Source organism: Brucella sp. LJL56, assembly GCF_054871705.1.
In genome coordinates this window covers 302,025-318,727 of the sequence record NZ_JBTXLQ010000001.1, presented here as the reverse complement: position 1 = coordinate 318,727, position 16,703 = coordinate 302,025, and the positions used below count along the sequence as shown (strand labels likewise).

The window sequence follows — 16,703 nt, the reverse complement described above, 5'->3', positions numbered from 1 at the left end:
TTAAAGTCAATCTCGCGACAATTATTTCAGCTCGTCGACTTTTTAAAGTATAAGCCGATCAGCCGCCGGTAAGACTCATATGGCGTGCCACCGCAGGGCGATTGTGATCGCGGTCGATGATGAAGTCATGACCTTTGGGCTTGCGCGAAATGGCTTCGTCAATAGCCTGACTGAGCAGCAGATCGTTTTCACTTTCCCGCAAGGCTTTGCGCAGGTCAGCATCGTCATTCTGACCGAGGCACATATAGAGCATGCCGGTGCAGGTAAGCCGAACGCGATTGCAGCTTTCGCAGAAATTATGGGTCATCGGAGTGATGAAACCGAGCCGCCCGCCTGTTTCGGCAATCGTCACATAGCGGGCAGGACCGCCCGTGCGGTAAGGGATATCGCAAAGCGTGAACTGCTGCGACAGATTCTCGCGTAGCTGTGAAAGTGGCAGATACTGGTCGGTACGGTCGAATTCGATCTCGCCCATCGGCATTGTCTCGATGAGCGTCATGTCCATGCCGCGACCATGGGCCCAGCGTATCAGCTCGGGAATTTCGCGGTCATTGAAATCCTTCAACGCGACTGCATTGATCTTGACGTGGATACCGGCGCGCTGAGCTGCTTCTATGCCCTCGAGAACGCGAGGGAGATCGCCCCAGCGAGTAATCTCATGGAATTTTTGGGGATCGAGCGTGTCCAGCGAGACATTGATGCGCCGCACACCGCACTCTGCCAGTTCGTCGGCAAAGCGTGAAAGTTGCGATCCATTCGTGGTCAGAGTCAATTCATCGAGCGCGCCCGATTTCAGATGGCGCGACAACTGCCGGATCAGGTGCATGATATTTTTGCGCACCAAAGGCTCGCCACCGGTCAGGCGCAGCTTCCTGACACCCTTTTCGATAAAGGCGGTGCAGAGCCGATCCAGTTCCTCAAGCGTCAGCAAATCCTTCTTGGGCAGGAACGTCATATGTTCCGCCATGCAATAGGTGCAACGGAAATCGCAGCGATCCGTCACTGAAACGCGAAGATAGGTAATGGCACGCCCGAAAGGATCGATCATGGGTCCAGTCGGGGAAACAAGTGGCCGGGCTTGGTTTGTGTGCATCATTAAGCCGTCGTTTCCACATGATGCGGAGGGATATCCGCGTCGTCTACCTAGAAATAGGATCTGCGGGCTCCATTGTCCAGTTTCGCGCGCGTGAAGCTCTTTCAATAATGGCGGTAACTATTGCGATATTTTAGCGCGGGGCCTATCAAAAGCTGGCAAAGAACCAAGCTGGAGAATGGTGATGAGTGAGGTCTGGCCGACTGAATTGCGTGTTTCACATGACCGTAAACTGCTGACTGTGGCGTTCGACGATGGTCAGAAATTCGAACTGACCGCAGAATTGCTGCGAGTCTTGTCGCCTTCGGCGGAAGTGCAGGGGCATTCGCCGGAACAGCGTGTGACAGTTGGTGGCAAACGCAATGTCGAAATCATAAAGGTCGAGCCTGTTGGCAACTACGCCGTCCGCATCACTTTCGATGATATGCACGACACCGGCCTGTTCTCGTGGACCTACCTCCACAAGCTCGGCACCGAAAAGGATGCGCTGTGGCAAACCTATCTCGATGAGCTTGCCCAGAAGGGTCTGAAGCGGGACCGCTGATCCGGCTTCCAGCCTATTCTTTTTCCAGCATTTCGGATATGCGCCTCATTACATCGCCCATCGAATTGCATTGCGCGGTTGTCGATTGCGCCATGACGCGATCAATCAGTTCTGTATAGACCGTCAGTGCATGTCCCAAAAGCTTCTCGCCCTTGGGGGTCAATGTCAGTCGCATCACGCGCTTGTCTGTCGGATCCCCCTCGCGCATCAGCAAGCCGCGCTTTTCTAGCTTTGGCAGCAACATTGTGATGTTCGAGCGCCCGACGAGAATGCGCCGTGCAAGATCGTGTTGGGACTCGCCCGGATGGCGATAAATATTCATCAGCACATCGAGGTCGGCGATCTTGAGATCGAAGGCCGACAGACCCTGGGCGAGGGCGCGTTCCACCGCCTTGCCGGCACGCGCAACGGCGATCCAGTTCTTGAAACGCGGGTTGTCCCACGGCAGCTTCGAAGTCTTGTCTTGCATTTTGTTCATTCTTGTACAATTATTTGTTCATGTTTGAACATAATTGAGGCCCTATCATGACATCGTTTTCTTTGCAGGTTACGCGATTCGGCCTGGGCGTGCTTGGGCGCATTGATGCCGATAAGGCAGGCCGGGCCGCATTCAGGATTTTCTGCCGAACGCCAAGCCGCAAACCGAAGACCAAGGCTTATGCAGTGCGGCTTCAACGGGCGAGCCAATATCTGAATCAAGCAAAACGGCTCGATCTGATTATCGATCGCGGGCTTGTCGCGACTTATCTGTTCGAGCCCGATACTTATGTGGGAAGAACATCGCTCGTGGTCCATGGCTGGGGGTCGCGCACAGCGGATATGATGACGATCATTCGCGAGCTTGTCGCGCGTGGCGAACGGGTTGTTTCCATCGATCTGCCGGGGCATGGCGCATCTGCTGGGTGCACTCTCAACATGATGCAGGCAATCGCTGCCGTCGATGTAGCCTGGCGCCAGTATGGTCCCTTCGATGCAATGATCGGTCATTCCTTCGGCGGCGCGGTCATCGTCAATGCGGCCGCGGGCTCTCTTGGCTGTTATCGGTCGCACCGTCCGGCAAAACTGGTGACGATTGCTTCGCCGCATTCGATGGCGGGTGTGTTCGACGGTTTCGGAAAAGTGCTTGGGTTGGGTCGGGATGTGCGCAATGCAATGAAGGAACAGGTGCGTTATATCGCGGCACGCCCGATCACTGACTTCGACACCGACGTGCATTTACGCCGCATGACGATCCCGACGCTCGTCGTTCACGCTCATGACGACAAGGAAGTTCCTGCAATCTCTGCAGAAATGGCGGGCAAGGCCGGTGCTCACGTCCGGGTGCATTGGGCTGACGGCCTCGGGCATCGCCGCATCATCGCGAGCGCCGAAGTGGCATCGCTCGTGGCGACTTATCTTGATGACAGCCCGAGATTAAGACTGGTTGCCTGACTTTCCTTGCGGGCAAACCAGTTTCTCCCAGGCAGCCATGGCGCCCAATGCCGTTGCGGTGAGGTCGTCTCGCGTTCCGCCGTCGCGCGCGAGAATGGACATGCCGTTCTGAACCGTTGCGTAAAAGGTTGCGACCGCCTCACAATTAACGGATGCGGCAATGTCGCCCTCTCGAATGCCGCGTTCAAGCCGCTTTTTCAGGACGTCGATATTGGACTGGCGGCGATTGCGCAGCACCGCGCAGACGTTTTCGCTCGAATGCGTTCGATGCAGCGCATCCAGCGCGATCATGCAGCCGCGCGGCACGGAGTCCTGACAGTAGGAGTCTATCGTCGCGAACAGGAACTTCTCGAAAGCTTCACGGACATCCGGCGTTTCATCCAGTGCCGACCAGATTTCATTGCCGACTTCACCGGCATAGAGGGCAAGGGCCTCCAGATAGAGCCCTTCCTTGCTTCCGAATGCTGCATAGAGGCTTGGCGCATTGATGCCCATCGCGGTCGTCAGATCGGCCAGAGACGATCCATCGAAACCTTTTTCCCAGAATATGAACATTGCAGCACGAAGCGCTGTTTCACGGTCGAAGCTGCGGGGACGTCCTTTTTCTGCCACGTCTGAACCTTTCTGTATCGATCATTAAATAAATCGCTTGACGGTTCTACACAAGCCTGTCAGCAATTATGTATCAATCGATACAGAAAGGAAATGGCATGCCATCTGAATCTCTGAAGGGAAAGGTTGCCTTCGTTACAGGCGGAAGTCGCGGCATTGGCGCAGCAATTGCGCACCGGCTCGCAAAAGATGGCGCAGCAGTTGTCGTCACCTATGTGAACAGCAAGGAAAAAGCCGACGCGGTGGTTTCCGAAATTGTAGCAAACGGCGGCAAGTCGCTGGCACTGAAGGCCGACAATCGCGATGCCGATCAGATCGCCGCTGCGATCGAGAAAACAGTCAAGGATTTCGGTCGTCTTGATATACTGGTCAACAGCGCCGGCATCTGGCATGCGGCCCCGCTGGAAGAGGTCACGCTTGCCGACTTCGATGATGTAATGGCTGTGAACTTCCGCGCTGTCTTTGCTGCCGTTTCCGCAGCCGCTCCGCATCTCGGCGCTGGCGGGCGCGTTATCACCATCGGCTCTAATCTCGCCGAAAGCGTGCCATGGCCAGGTATCAGCCTTTATGCGGCAAGCAAGGCGGCTCTGATCGGTTTGACGAAGGGTCTGGCGCGCGATCTCGGTCCGAAAGGCGTCACGGTCAACGTCGTTCAGCCTGGCTCCACCGATACGGACATGAACCCGGCGACTGGCGAGCATGCCGAACAGCAACGTGAACTTATCGCTACCGGCAGCTTCGGTTCACCTGACGATATCGCAAGCCTGGTTGCCTGGCTTGCCAGCGCCGAGGGGCGCTTCGTATCGGGAGCTTCGCTCACCATTGATGGCGGCACAAACGCCTGAAACAAGAAGGGCGGCTCGCGCCGCCCTTTGTTTTTTAACCCAGATTGAGCTCCTTGAAGAAATCATTGCCCTTGCCGTCGATGACGATGAAGGCCGGGAAATCTTCCACTTCGATACGCCAGATCGCTTCCATGCCGAGTTCCGGATATTCGACGACCTCGACTCGTCTGATGCAATCCTGTGCCAGACGGGCTGCCGGTCCACCGATGGAACCCAGATAGAAACCGCCATGCTGACCGCAGGCTTCGCGCACCTGACGCGAACGGTTGCCCTTTGCGAGCATGACCATCGAACCGCCAAATGACTGGAACTGGTCCACATAGGAATCCATGCGGCCCGCCGTGGTCGGTCCGAAAGAGCCGGAGGCATAACCTGCAGGCGTCTTGGCTGGACCGGCATAATAGATCGGGTGGTTCTTGAAGTAATCCGGCATGGCTTCGCCGTTTTCAAGGCGCTCGCGAATCTTGGCATGTGCCAGATCGCGCGCCACGATGATCGGACCGGAGAGCGACAGACGCGTCTTGACCGGATGCTTCGACAGTTCCTTGAGAATGTCCTGCATCGGCTGGTTGAGGTCGATCTTGACCACGTGCGACGACAGCTTTTCTTCGTCGATATCCGGCATGTATTTGGCCGGATTGGTTTCCAGCTTTTCAAGAAAGATACCGTCCTTGGTGATCTTGCCCTTGGCCTGGCGATCCGCAGAGCAGGAAACGCCGATGCCGATCGGCAGCGAAGCGCCGTGGCGAGGCAGGCGAATGACGCGGACGTCATGGCAAAAATATTTGCCACCGAACTGCGCGCCGACACCCAGAGACTGCGTCAGCTTGTGGATTTCGGCTTCCATTTCGAGGTCGCGGAAAGCATGTCCGGTTTCGGAACCCTTGGTCGGGAGGCTATCCAGATAGCGCGTCGAGGCGAGCTTGACCGTCTTCAGGTTCATTTCAGCCGAAGTGCCGCCGATGACGATTGCCAGATGATATGGCGGGCAGGCGGCCGTGCCGAGGCTCAGGATCTTGTCCTTGAGGAAGTCGATCATGCGGTCGTGCGTCAGAAGCGATGGCGTTCCCTGATAGAGAAACGTCTTGTTCGCCGAGCCGCCGCCCTTGGCAACGAAAAGGAATTTGTAGGCGTCTTCGCCTTCTTCGTAGATATCGATCTGGGCGGGCAGATTGTTCTTGGTGTTCTTCTCCTCGAACATCGAAAGAGGCGCAAGCTGCGAATAACGCAGGTTCTTCTTGTTATAGGCATCGAGAACGCCAGCACCCAGAGCATCGGCATCGCCGCCTTCGGTCCAGACGCGACGCCCCTTCTTACCCATGATGATCGCCGTGCCGGTATCCTGACACATGGGCAGCACGCCGCCAGCGGCGATATTGGCATTTTTCAGGAGGTCGTAAGCGACGAAACGGTCATTGTCCGTCGCTTCCGGATCTTCGAGAATATGGGCAAGCTGTTGCAGATGGCCGGGGCGCAGCAGGTGGTTGATGTCAGCAAAAGCCGTTTCCGAAAGCAGGCGAAGCCCTTCCGGATCGACGGTCAGGACTTCCTGCCCCTTGAAACTATCGACAGAGACATGATCGGAAGTCAGCTTGCGGTAGGGGGTGTCGTCTTCACCAAGAGGAAAAAGATCGGCGGCGCTTGCTTCTGCCATCGTGGTACCTCGCTTGCTTGCCAGTTGCGCCTGCCGGACAACGTCATCGTTTCCGGTCTGCGCGATAACAGGTTGATCGAAGCTCCGAGGAAGAGCATCGGAGCCATAGTCTGCGGGGCTTTTAGCGCGATGTGGAGGGGATGCCACTGCGTCACTTTGTTCATTTGGGTCTTCCGGCAGATCTCCCCGGAAGATGTCTCAAACAATTGTGATAAACGCAAAACAGAAAATTGCTTCAGAAAACATTAGCGTTAAAAGTTTCTAAACGAGATTCATAAACTCTGTGCGCGAGATTCGGACGGTTTCGCTTTTTAGCGAACGCATCAACTTTGGCGGTTTGAAATGCAGTTTTCCAGACACTCGCAGATGGATGAGAAGAGTATCGCTGTGCGCGGACTGAATATCCGTCGTGCGGCTGCGCTGGCTCTGGCAGCTTCGGTGTTTCTCCCGACGACACAGGCTCAGGCCGCAAATTCGCTGCTGGAACTTTTCCAGCAGCGTCGGCAGCAGCAGGCGCAGCCTGTCCAGCCGCAGGTCGCTCCTCCTACGGCACCCGTTGCTCCGAACACCGTTTCTGCCCCTCGTGCCGCCGTGCGCAGCCTTCCGCCAGCCCAGCGCGTGACGGTCAAGGGACCGCAGATCTACGACTATAAACCAGACACTCTGGTCAACATCGACTTCAGCGCGCTCGATATGCAGGTGACGGCGGCAACCGAGCCGACCATTGCCGATTCACTGACATCCGGCATGTCGCCGATCCGTCCACAAGTGCGCGATGAAACGCCAGGCGAGCGCGCATTCGATGCGGCGACGGATTATCTGAAATCCGTCAATGTCAAAGCCGAGAAAGAAATCGCCCAGGCGATTGTGGATTATTATTCACATCAGCGCTCGTTCATCTGGTCCGCCGATGACAAGGTGCTTGATCGCGCCAAGAATGTCGCGGCCTTCTTTGCCCGCGCCGATGAAGACGGGCTCAACCCCGATGAATATGCAGTTACGATCCCGGCTGACAATTTCGACGCTACCGCCGAATCCGAGCGCCAGCAGAAGCTCGCCGAGTTTGAAATTCGCATGTCCGCCCGCGCGTTGCGCTATGCCATCGACGCGGGCGAGGGACGTGTAGTCGCCGACCGCCTCAGCGGTTTTCACGATCTGCCACGCGACCGCGTCGATCCGAAGACTGTCCTGGAACGGCTGGCCTCGGAAAACGATCCGGCTGCCTATCTGCATGGTTTCCAGCCGAACAATGCGCAATATACGGCATTGAAGCGCGAACTGGCGAATACCGAGCCGCCGTCTGCAGAACCTATCCGCATCTCGCTGAATGGCATCATCAAGCCGGGCGATACCAACGACCAGCTCAGCAAGGTCGTCGCCCTGATTACACGACATGCGCCTGCCAGTTATCTGGCAGAGCACAAGCAAGTGCTGGATAAGCATGCAAGCGGCGATGTCTACGACCCGGAACTCGTCGCGGCGATCAAGGATTACCAGAAGCTTTCCGGTGGTGCACCTGACGGCGTCATCGGTCGCAATACGGTTTCAGCTCTTCAAGGCGAGCAGGCTTCTATCAAGCGCGACCGTATCCTTTATTCCATGGAGCGTCTGCGCTGGCTGCCCCATGATTTTGGCACGCGTTACGTCATGGTTAACCAGCCCGCCTACCGCGCGGAATATTTCGAGGACGGAAAAGAAAAGCTGGCCATGAATGTGGTTATCGGCTCCCCGACCCACCAGACCTACTTCTTCTACAACAAGGTGCAGACGGTTGTTTTCAATCCGTCATGGGGCGTGCCGCGTTCGATCATCCTGAATGAAATGCTGCCCAAGGTCATGCGCGACACGAGCTATCTCGATCGCAATGGCTACGAAGTTTATGCGGGCGGCAAGAAGGTTTCGGCCAGTGCCGTTAACTGGAGCGCGGTTGCTGCGGGCAAAGCCCATGTCGGCATCCGTCAGAAACCGAGTCTCGACAATGCTCTTGGCGAGCTCAAGATACTGTTTCCAAACACGCATGATATCTACATGCATGACACCCCGGCCAAATCCTATTTCAGCCGTGACATGCGCGCGTTGAGCCACGGCTGCATCCGTCTGGAACGACCACGCGACATGGCGGCGGCTGTTCTGGGAACATCCGTGACGGATCTTGAAAAATATTTTGGCAAGAACGAACGAGGCATCAAGGTCAAAGAGCCGGTGCCTGTCTACATTTCCTATTTCACGGCATGGCCAGAAGCGGATGGAAAAGTCCACTATTACGGCGATGTGTACGACCGTGATTCCGGATTGCAGAAAGCTTTCGACAAGACTGCAGGTTCGCGTCTCGCAGCACTCTGAAATCCTTTCCATATCAATGCAGAACGGCAATCATTCATCAGGTGATTGCCGTTCTTGTTTGATCTGTGGCTTTTGTTCGAATGATTTGAAATCTCTATGGGAACAGGCTTGCGAGACGCTTGACTCATGCAGCCGCAGGCCAGTATATCCGCACCACCTTGATTGAGCATGGCTCATCGGGCGTGTAGCTCAGCGGGAGAGCACTCCCTTCACACGGGAGGGGTCACAGGTTCAATCCCTGTCACGCCCACCATTAAATCCCTTTTCCATAGAAATAATTTGTGCGGTTTATTTCATCCGCCCGATATGCGTCGTCTTCGCCGCAGTTCTTGTTCATTCTTATTCCGCGGGATCAGAACCGTTCATATCTCCAAAGCATGACACATGCGGCGATCACTACCGCAGACGTCAACACGCCTATGACAATAGAAAAGAGGATCATAGCATTACCCCTGCCACCTAATTTTTTTGATTGGGCGTGAGAATGACCGAGGAAAACGACTTCGTCAGGTCTGCAATGACGAATCAACATCCCGTGCATTTGAATTGACGGGTCACGCATTGACGCCTTCCGGTGGAAGGCATGCCATGACCAGCACCTGTTCTGATGGTGCTTGCTGATGGTATCGGCTATCAGCGCCGGTTTTGGCACAAGCATTGTTGTAAAACTATGGTGGTCTCCAGTCTATGTTTCAGCGACTGAAGCAGTGACCAACCGGTCGCGTTTTTTTTATGGTGTAACACCAGCTTGCGCTGTGGCTTCAGGTGGACGAAAACCCGTTCGAATTTGGCTGGTTCCGGGAGGGTTGGCTTGCTGTCACGGTTGTCTTCACTATCTATAGTCCGGAAAGTGGTGTGGATGACGGTGAGAATGATGAGTTTGGATGCCTATAGTTCGATGACAGAAACGAAGCCTTTTTCGGTTCCTGCGAATGAAGTCGAACGACTGGAAAGCGTCCGCAGTCTGGTTTCAGTGACGAGCCTTGGGCTGCCTGAACTGGATACGCTTGTATCGCTTGTGAAAGATGTTTTTGGCGTCAGTACATCTGCTCTTAACATCGTCGACGAGGACTGGCAGCGCGTTGCTGCCAATGCTGGCGAAAAGGTCAGTAGCTGTCCGCGCGAGCTGACCGCGTGCACCTTTGTCGTGGAAAGCGGCAAACTTTTCGTCATCGAAAACATGGTCGAAAACGACTTCTTCTGCGCAATGCCCTATGTGACCGGCGAACCGCGTTTCCGCTTCTATGCCGGTGCGCCGGTATCTATAGAGAACGGGTTAATCGTTGGCTCCTTATGCATTCTCGATAACGCGCCCAGACAGCTTTCTGATACAGAGCGCACCAAGCTCGAGGACTTTGCCCGCGTTGCGAGTGGATTGTTGCGCCTGCAGAAGACGAACAAATTTCTTAACGATGATTCCACCGCTCTCAAACGCCTCGCACTGACAGACCGGTTGACCAAGCTTTATAATCGCGGGGCGCTGACTGAACTCGCCGTTCCGCTGATCGAAAAAGCGTTGCAGCAGGGCAAACCCATTGGTGCCCTGCTGATCGATCTCGATCGCTTCAAGGCCGTCAATGATACTTACGGTCATTTGATGGGCGACACGCTTCTGATCGAGGCGGCACGACGTCTGCGCTCTGCATTGAGGGAGACCGATATTCCAGTGCGTGTGGGCGGTGACGAATTTGCCGTCATTCTTCCCGACGACGACTGCCGGGAAAATATAGAGTTAGTTGCAGGAAAGGTTGTCGAAGCTTTCCGCGAGCCCTTTGTCATCCACGGCGTCAATCTTGATGTCTCGGTAAGCGTCGGCGCTGTTCTCGCACCGCGCGACGGCTCATCGCCCGAGGCGCTGGCCCGCAATGCGGATATCGCGCTCTATGCAGCGAAAGGCAAAGGACGAAATTGCTATAGCGTTTTCAGTGAAAATCGGGACAATTTATAATAAAAACAAATATTTGTAACATTTTACACGATTCCACTTCAACCATAATAGAAGGCCCGGACTGTCGAGCAGTCCGGGCCTTTATGTCCTCACGTCCAGTCGTCAATCGAGGACGTAGCAAGCCTTGGCCTTGCCGCGTGCCGGATCGCCGAATGCGCGGTTATCGCACCGAACGCCATTGCGGAAGACACCTTCCGTGAAACGGCCATTTGCGCCATAGCGGACGCGCTTGCGACCGTAGAAATCGCAGAATCCGCCTTCCTTGGCGCAGCGACTCCAATCGCGATCATTGTCGTCATCGCGATCATACCGGTCGGGGCGACCGGGGCGATCCGGCCTGTCCCAACGATCCTGTACGACGAAGGAGCAGCTTTTCTTTTTGCCTGGCGCCGGATCACCGAAGACCCTGTTCGAGCAGGTAACCTGCGGTCGGTCGATGAAGCGCGACGTATTCTGTCCGCCTGTTCCATAGACAACTTCAGCCGGATAGGGCAGTTGGCAGACCCCGTTTTCGCTTGCGCATCGCTGCAACTGGGCTGCAGATGCCTGCGTAACAAATGGAGCGAAGGCGGCCACAAAGCCACCAAGACATAGTGAAGCAACAGTCGTTTTGAGTGCAGGTATCATGATGATTCCCTCTGATATCGATGAAATATGCTTTAGTTCCGATGTCTTGAACAGAGGATGAATGCGTTGCCCGTAAAAAGCTGCAAGACTGCAACATCCAATCGAAATTTGCGAATGTTCACGAAGCCAAACTTGTGTGGGGTCGACAATCGTTTCCTGCTCTGGTTTGCTTGCGGCCGGAGTGAGTAACCGAAATGCGCTGCCTGCCTTTTAGTTTCAGATCGATTATCGTTGTTCTGGTGGCTATGATTGCTGCCGGGTTTTATGTCGGCCACAAAACGAAGGAAGTGCGCGATACGTCGCTCATTCAACGTACCGTTCCTGCGGAAGCCGGCATATAATCCCGGCTGAAGGCGGCTTCCTTTCCTGCAGATTTCATGAAATTAGAGTGAAGCACTCACGTTCACTCTTCGGAAGGCTGCCCACATGCACGGCGAATATAAAGTCCACGGCGGAAAACTTGTCGTTGTCGATCTGGAGGTTCGTGACGGTCGTCTGAGCGATGTGCAGGTGGCGGGTGATTTCTTCCTTGAGCCTGATGAGGCTCTGGAGGATATCCGCAACGCTATCGATGGTCTTTCGGCCAATGCGTCGTCGGAGCAGATTGCCGACACGGTGAGGGCAGGTCTTCGCCCCGATGCGATGATGCTCGGCTTCAGCCCGGAGGCGGTTGCGATTGCCGTCCGGCGTGCTTTGGGTGTTGCGCGCACATGGCGGGACTTCGAATGGCAGATAATTGAAATGCCTGCGGTTTCACCCGCCATGCATCTCGCGCTGGACGAGGTTCTGGCGCAGGAAGTTGCTGCAGGGCGTCGTGCGCCGACATTGCGCTTCTGGGAATGGGAACGCCCGGCCATCATCATCGGCGCGTTCCAGTCGCTGCGCAACGAAGTCGATATGGAAGCAACACGGGAATTCGGTGTCGAAACCGTCCGTCGCGTGACCGGTGGCGGTGCCATGTTCGTGGAACCCGGCAGTACCATCACCTATTCGCTTTATGCGCCTGGTGAACTCGTGCGTGACATGAGTTTTGCCGATTCTTATGCTTTCCTGGACGACTGGGTGCTGAAAGCACTCAATTCGCTCGGCATCGACGCCTTCTACAAGCCACTCAACGACATTTCGAGTTCCAAGGGCAAGATCGGCGGCGCAGCGCAAAAACGCTTTTCCAGGGGAACTGTCCTCCATCACGTCACTATGGCTTATGACATGGATGCCGAGAAAATGGTGAAGGTTCTGCGCATCGGGCGCGAAAAGCTGAGCGACAAGGGCACGACGAGCGCAGTCAAGCGCGTTGATCCGGTGCGCAGCCAGACGGGACTGCCGCGCGAAGAAGTTATCAAGCGCATGAAGGACACTTTTGTGTCGCTGAATGGCGGTGTGAGCAGCAAGATTACATCGGAAGAATATGCGGCTGCGGAAAAGCTTGTGGTCGAAAAATTCTCGACCGAGCAATGGTTGCACAACATTCCATGATCTGAAGCAACGAACTCTCACGCGCGAAGCGGGGTGACTTGCCTGTGCCGTCGTGGCATAGGGAGGCCGCAACGCGATCCCCTTACACTCCACACCATCTTGCAAAGTCCTCCCGTTCCATGATCCGCATCGACAATATCAGCAAGTCCAACAGCCACCGCATTCTCTTTATCGAGGCTTCCGCCGCGTTGAACCGTGGCGAAAAGATCGGCCTTGTCGGTCCCAACGGTGCGGGCAAAACGACCCTGTTTCGCATGATTACCGGCGATGAACAGCCGGATGAGGGACAGGTTGGCGTCGAAAAGGGTGTGACAGTCGGCTATTTCGACCAGAATGTCGGCGAGATGGGCGGTCGATCCGCCGTTGCGGAGGTGATGGAAGGTGCGGGTCCTGTCAGCGTGGTTGCAGCAGAACTCCGCGAGCTGGAAGCCGCGATGGTCGATCCGGACCGCATGGACGAGATGGACGCGATCATTGAACGCTACGGTGAAGTGCAGGCGCGCTACGAGGAGCTTGATGGCTATGGTCTGGATGGCCGTGCGCGTGAGGTTTTGGCAGGTCTCAGTTTCTCGCAGGAAATGATGGATGGCGATGTCGGCCAGCTCTCCGGCGGCTGGAAAATGCGTGTCGCGCTGGGGCGTATTTTGCTGATGCGCCCGGACGTAATGCTGCTCGACGAACCGAGCAACCATCTGGATCTCGAAAGCCTCATCTGGCTGGAAGCATTTCTCAAGAACTATGACGGCGCGTTGCTGATGACCTCGCACGACCGCGAGTTCATGAATCGCATCGTGACCAAGATCATTGAAATCGACGGTGGCGCGCTCACGACCTATTCCGGCGATTATGCCTTCTATGAGGGCCAGCGGGCGCTGAATGAAAAACAGCAGCAGGCCCAGTTCGAACGCCAGCAGGCCATGCTTGCCAAGGAAATCAAGTTCATCGAGCGCTTCAAGGCGCGCGCTTCTCATGCTTCTCAGGTACAAAGCCGTGTAAAGAAGCTGGAGAAAATCGACCGTGTGGAACCGCCACGCCGCCGCCAGACGGTCGCCTTCGATTTCGCACCCGCGCCGCGTTCGGGTGAAGACGTCGTCAGCTTCAAGGGCGTGCACAAAACCTATGGAAGCCGCACGATCTATGACGGTTTTGATTTCATGGTTCGCCGTCGCGAACGCTGGTGCATCATGGGCATCAACGGTGCGGGAAAATCGACGCTGCTGAAACTGGTTGCAGGGGCTGCTGAGCCGGACAAGGGCAACGTCAATATCGGCGCCAGCGTCAAGCTTGGCTATTTTGCACAGCATGCGATGGATGTGCTCGACGGCGACGCAACGATACTGGAATGGCTGGAAGAGCGTTTTCCAAAGGCAGGCCAAGCGCCGCTTCGTGCTCTCTCTGGCTGCTTTGGATTTTCCGGCGACGATATCGAAAAGAAGTGCCGTGTGCTTTCGGGCGGTGAAAAGGCACGCCTTGTCATGGCGGCAATGCTGTTCGATCCGCCGAATTTCCTCGTTCTGGACGAGCCGACCAATCACCTTGATCTCGATACGAAGGAAATGCTCATCAAGGCGCTGGCTGCCTATGAGGGCACAATGCTGTTTGTGTCGCACGATCGGCATTTCCTTGGTGCGTTGTCGAACCGGGTTCTGGAACTGACGCCGGACGGCATTCATCAATATGGCGGCGGCTATACGGAATATGTGGAGCGCACCGGGCAGGAAGCTCCGGGGTTGCGTTCGTAACGTGCTTGTTCTGGCGCGCATCTTATCCGAAAACCGTTTCACACTTTTCGGGGTGCGCTCTAACGGCAAAATTTGCGCCGCTTAATCAAAATAAGCCATTGATGCATATGCGCGGTTCAGTTAGAAACGCGCATGAAAGGCTTCGAGCCTTCCAGCGATGCACCCGTAGCTCAGCTGGATAGAGTGCTGCCCTCCGAAGGCAGAGGTCACAGGTTCGAATCCTGTCGGGTGCGCCATTTATTTCAATATAAGTACTTGAACTTATTAAGAAATAAACTATGTGAAAAGAAACGATCCTAATCTTTTTCCTAATATTATTAGATTGCTTGAATGACCAATATGGGCGGAAAAGTCATCACAATATTGAACGGTGAATCATGCCCCGCATGCCAAGTCGCCGGTCGGGCATTCGTCTCCTCGTGTTTTGGTAGCAGAAACAAAATTTTGTTTCTGCTGTCCCGGCTGGGGAGGCCGGGGAAAGTGGAGCCCGCCCGCGGAATCGAACCGCGATTTTCAGCTCCTGTTACGGTTACCGATTTAGAAGATCGGTCCGGCTAGGCGGGCAATAGGGTGGATGGGGAACAACCCTGAGGAGATCAAAATCCCCATCCTGCGGCCACACACACAGGCCGCGAAAACTCGTTAGGACGGGCGCTGGTTGCGCCGAAGTTCGATGATCTCGACTTCAAGTCTACCATGCTTCTTATCGAGTTCGGCAGCTTTGTCGCTTAACATACAAAGCAAATACGGCGACGCGCGCTTGAATAATTCGTCGTCGTACATGTCAATGTGCACCAGAGCATCGGCTAGGGCGCGAACTTCTGCAATTTCGTAGTTGAGCTCGTTGTTCATGCTGTCACCACACAACCCGGACGGCCCACGACGATTGGCCAAGCTTGCCTAACCATGGCATCGATTTCACGGTGCTTGTCGAATAAAGCCGCCACTCCATGATTTTGCGGCGTGCCATCGGTCAGCATGTCCATTACCCTAATGGTGCTTTCCATCCGTCCGAGGGCGTCGTCCAGCGCATAGAAAACTTCTCTGGCGGTCTCTAAGGGGTCTTTTGGCAAGCCTCTCTCGGCTGCCGGCGCGTTGATGCGTGGCATGGTGGTCTCCTCGAACGGAAATTAGTAATCTGTTAAGGACAATCCGCAAAAGCGTTTGATTTGTTACCCTGTAATAACTATCTATTACGCAGAACTAACGGTGTCAACACCGTGTAACAATTTTTTTTCACGAGGTGTTAACTATGACGCCAGCGCAACTCCGAATGGCTAGATCTGCTTTAAAAATCGGCGTCAGAGATCTAGCCGAATTGGCCGACGTCACGACGGCGACAATAACCCGTTATGAAAATGAGCGTGGGGGAATCAATCAGGCTACCGAAGCAAAGCTTCGCACCGCCCTCGAAAAAGCCGGCATCGAATTTCTTGGTGAAACTGCTGTCGGGATGATCGTGCGAGATTAGTTTTGTCCGGATTTCGGACAAAAGACTGGTGCGAGAATTTCTTGTAGCTGAATACTAAACGGATTCCGTACAGTAATGGGCTTCCGTTCCACCAGAAACCGCGGGAAAATCTCTTGCTATTCAATCGGGAGAAATTCTCCCAATTGAATACTGAACGGATTCCAGCCAGAAACTGCGAGAAATTCTCATAGTTTTCAATCGAACGGTTTCTGTTCGATTGACGCAACGGAAAAGTTTTCCGATGCGTTTGGAATGTGGGCGCCACTGCTGAACGGAAATCGGTCACCAGACGCCAAAAAAAGGAGCGGCCCGAAGGCCGCCTATGTTCTTGAACGCCCCGTCCGCGTCGCCATGATGTTATCAATCCGTTCTGTGAGCCCGTCGATGCGGTGCGCCACACTTTCGATGGCCCGCATGATCTGGGACGTCTGCTCCTGCATGCCTGCCTTCGTGGCGAACGTCTCAGCCGCGCGCAGCTTGTAGTCGGAAAGCTCCTGCCGTGTCAGGCTGGCAAGAGCCGTTGCAGCGTCCGCTTTCGCCGCATTGCGCGTCTCGGCTTTTGCGAAGAACGTTGTTTTGTTCATGGAATTTCCTATAGAAATTGGGGCGCTTGCCCTGCGGCGACGCTGCTGTGTGGCCGACGGTGGTGCGACCAAAAATGAAGCTGCTAAAGCTGCTGTTTTGAGGTAGTGCTCGTGAAATTCGATAGCAGTATGGAAACATTCAGAAAATGGAACTGATTCCGGTATTCTTGATAGCGTTCAAGGTTCTCGTGTTGGGCACGGCCATGTTCTTCGCCATCAAGTTTCATTACGACGAAGATAAAAAGAAGAAGAATAGAGAAAAAAGCGGGACGTAAACACCTGCCCGGTTACCCATAGTCCCGCATCACCCGCCGCGTTTTTTCTTTCGGCAAA

At 55.0% G+C, this 16,703-nt stretch carries 16 protein-coding genes and 2 tRNA genes; 10 read left to right on the top strand and 8 right to left on the bottom strand.

What is annotated here, in order from left to right:
* Positions 1-58: 58 nt before the first annotated feature.
* Positions 59-1,093: a GTP 3',8-cyclase MoaA gene (gene moaA, locus ACYSN1_RS01570; RefSeq protein WP_461725250.1), complete on the bottom strand. Its 1,035-nt coding sequence runs from the start codon at positions 1,091-1,093 to the stop codon at positions 59-61.
* 184 nt (positions 1,094-1,277) lie between these two features.
* On the opposite strand from moaA, the gene ACYSN1_RS01565 reads away from it, so the two are divergent.
* On the top strand, positions 1,278-1,637 hold the full coding sequence (locus ACYSN1_RS01565; protein ID WP_461724127.1) for a gamma-butyrobetaine hydroxylase family protein: 360 nt from the start codon (positions 1,278-1,280) through the stop codon (positions 1,635-1,637).
* A gap of 13 nt (positions 1,638-1,650) precedes the next feature.
* Here the strand turns inward: ACYSN1_RS01565 and ACYSN1_RS01560 are convergent, their stop codons facing one another.
* Positions 1,651-2,115 (bottom strand): MarR family winged helix-turn-helix transcriptional regulator, encoded by a 465-nt coding sequence (locus tag ACYSN1_RS01560; protein WP_461724126.1) that lies wholly within the window; start codon positions 2,113-2,115, stop codon positions 1,651-1,653.
* Between the two features lie 47 nt (positions 2,116-2,162).
* Here ACYSN1_RS01560 and ACYSN1_RS01555 point away from each other — a divergent pair, with 47 nt between their 5' ends.
* Complete coding sequence (locus tag ACYSN1_RS01555; protein ID WP_461724125.1) at positions 2,163-3,068, top strand: alpha/beta fold hydrolase; 906 nt, start codon at positions 2,163-2,165, stop codon at positions 3,066-3,068.
* Here ACYSN1_RS01555 and ACYSN1_RS01550 read toward each other — a convergent pair.
* Complete coding sequence (locus tag ACYSN1_RS01550; RefSeq protein ID WP_461724124.1) at positions 3,051-3,680, bottom strand: TetR/AcrR family transcriptional regulator; 630 nt, start codon at positions 3,678-3,680, stop codon at positions 3,051-3,053. The genes ACYSN1_RS01555 and ACYSN1_RS01550 overlap by 18 nt on opposite strands.
* 98 nt (positions 3,681-3,778) lie before the next feature.
* On the opposite strand from ACYSN1_RS01550, the gene ACYSN1_RS01545 reads away from it, so the two are divergent.
* On the top strand, positions 3,779-4,525 hold the full coding sequence (locus ACYSN1_RS01545) for a 3-oxoacyl-ACP reductase family protein (RefSeq protein WP_461724123.1): 747 nt from the start codon (positions 3,779-3,781) through the stop codon (positions 4,523-4,525).
* 34 nt (positions 4,526-4,559) lie between these two features.
* Here ACYSN1_RS01545 and ACYSN1_RS01540 read toward each other — a convergent pair whose 3' ends face one another.
* Positions 4,560-6,179, bottom strand: coding sequence for a fumarate hydratase (locus tag ACYSN1_RS01540; RefSeq protein WP_461724122.1), 1,620 nt, complete (start codon positions 6,177-6,179; stop codon positions 4,560-4,562).
* A 366-nt stretch (positions 6,180-6,545) separates the two neighbouring features.
* Between ACYSN1_RS01540 and ACYSN1_RS01535 the strand changes: the two genes are divergently transcribed.
* The 3 genes from ACYSN1_RS01535 (at position 6,546) to ACYSN1_RS01525 (ending at position 10,470) form a co-directional block, all read left to right on the top strand.
* On the top strand, positions 6,546-8,522 hold the full coding sequence (locus tag ACYSN1_RS01535) for a L,D-transpeptidase family protein (RefSeq protein WP_461725249.1): 1,977 nt from the start codon (positions 6,546-6,548) through the stop codon (positions 8,520-8,522).
* Between the two features lie 178 nt (positions 8,523-8,700).
* A tRNA-Val gene (locus tag ACYSN1_RS01530) sits at positions 8,701-8,775 on the top strand.
* A 645-nt stretch (positions 8,776-9,420) separates the two neighbouring features.
* The gene (locus ACYSN1_RS01525; RefSeq protein WP_461724121.1) at positions 9,421-10,470 is read left to right on the top strand and encodes a GAF domain-containing protein; all 1,050 of its coding nucleotides are present in this window, start codon (positions 9,421-9,423) and stop codon (positions 10,468-10,470) included.
* Positions 10,471-10,572: 102 nt separating this feature from the next.
* Here the strand turns inward: ACYSN1_RS01525 and ACYSN1_RS01520 are convergent, their stop codons facing one another.
* A complete protein-coding gene (locus ACYSN1_RS01520; RefSeq protein WP_461724120.1) occupies positions 10,573-11,097 on the bottom strand; it encodes a hypothetical protein in 525 nt (174 codons plus the stop codon).
* A 426-nt stretch (positions 11,098-11,523) separates the two neighbouring features.
* Between ACYSN1_RS01520 and ACYSN1_RS01515 the strand changes: the two genes are divergently transcribed.
* The 3 genes from ACYSN1_RS01515 (at position 11,524) to ACYSN1_RS01505 (ending at position 14,551) form a co-directional block, all read left to right on the top strand.
* The gene (locus tag ACYSN1_RS01515) at positions 11,524-12,573 is read left to right on the top strand and encodes a lipoate--protein ligase family protein (protein ID WP_461724119.1); all 1,050 of its coding nucleotides are present in this window, start codon (positions 11,524-11,526) and stop codon (positions 12,571-12,573) included.
* A gap of 119 nt (positions 12,574-12,692) precedes the next feature.
* Positions 12,693-14,315, top strand: a complete 1,623-nt coding sequence (locus ACYSN1_RS01510; RefSeq protein WP_461724118.1) for an ABC-F family ATP-binding cassette domain-containing protein — start codon at positions 12,693-12,695, stop codon at positions 14,313-14,315.
* A gap of 159 nt (positions 14,316-14,474) precedes the next feature.
* Positions 14,475-14,551: transfer RNA gene (locus ACYSN1_RS01505), tRNA-Arg, on the top strand.
* Between the two features lie 406 nt (positions 14,552-14,957).
* Here the strand turns inward: ACYSN1_RS01505 and ACYSN1_RS01500 are convergent.
* Positions 14,958-15,167 (bottom strand): hypothetical protein, encoded by a 210-nt coding sequence (locus ACYSN1_RS01500; protein ID WP_461724117.1) that lies wholly within the window; start codon positions 15,165-15,167, stop codon positions 14,958-14,960.
* Positions 15,164-15,424 carry a hypothetical protein gene (locus ACYSN1_RS01495; RefSeq protein ID WP_461724116.1) on the bottom strand — a complete coding sequence of 87 codons (261 nt, stop codon included), beginning with the start codon at positions 15,422-15,424 and terminating at the stop codon, positions 15,164-15,166. Before ACYSN1_RS01495 ends, ACYSN1_RS01500 begins: the two co-directional genes overlap by 4 nt.
* A 164-nt stretch (positions 15,425-15,588) precedes the next feature.
* Here ACYSN1_RS01495 and ACYSN1_RS01490 point away from each other — a divergent pair, with 164 nt between their 5' ends.
* A complete protein-coding gene (locus ACYSN1_RS01490; protein ID WP_461724115.1) occupies positions 15,589-15,786 on the top strand; it encodes a helix-turn-helix domain-containing protein in 198 nt (65 codons plus the stop codon).
* A gap of 320 nt (positions 15,787-16,106) precedes the next feature.
* Here ACYSN1_RS01490 and ACYSN1_RS01485 read toward each other — a convergent pair whose 3' ends face one another.
* Positions 16,107-16,370: a hypothetical protein gene (locus ACYSN1_RS01485; RefSeq protein WP_461724114.1), complete on the bottom strand. Its 264-nt coding sequence runs from the start codon at positions 16,368-16,370 to the stop codon at positions 16,107-16,109.
* Positions 16,371-16,703 lie beyond the last annotated feature (333 nt).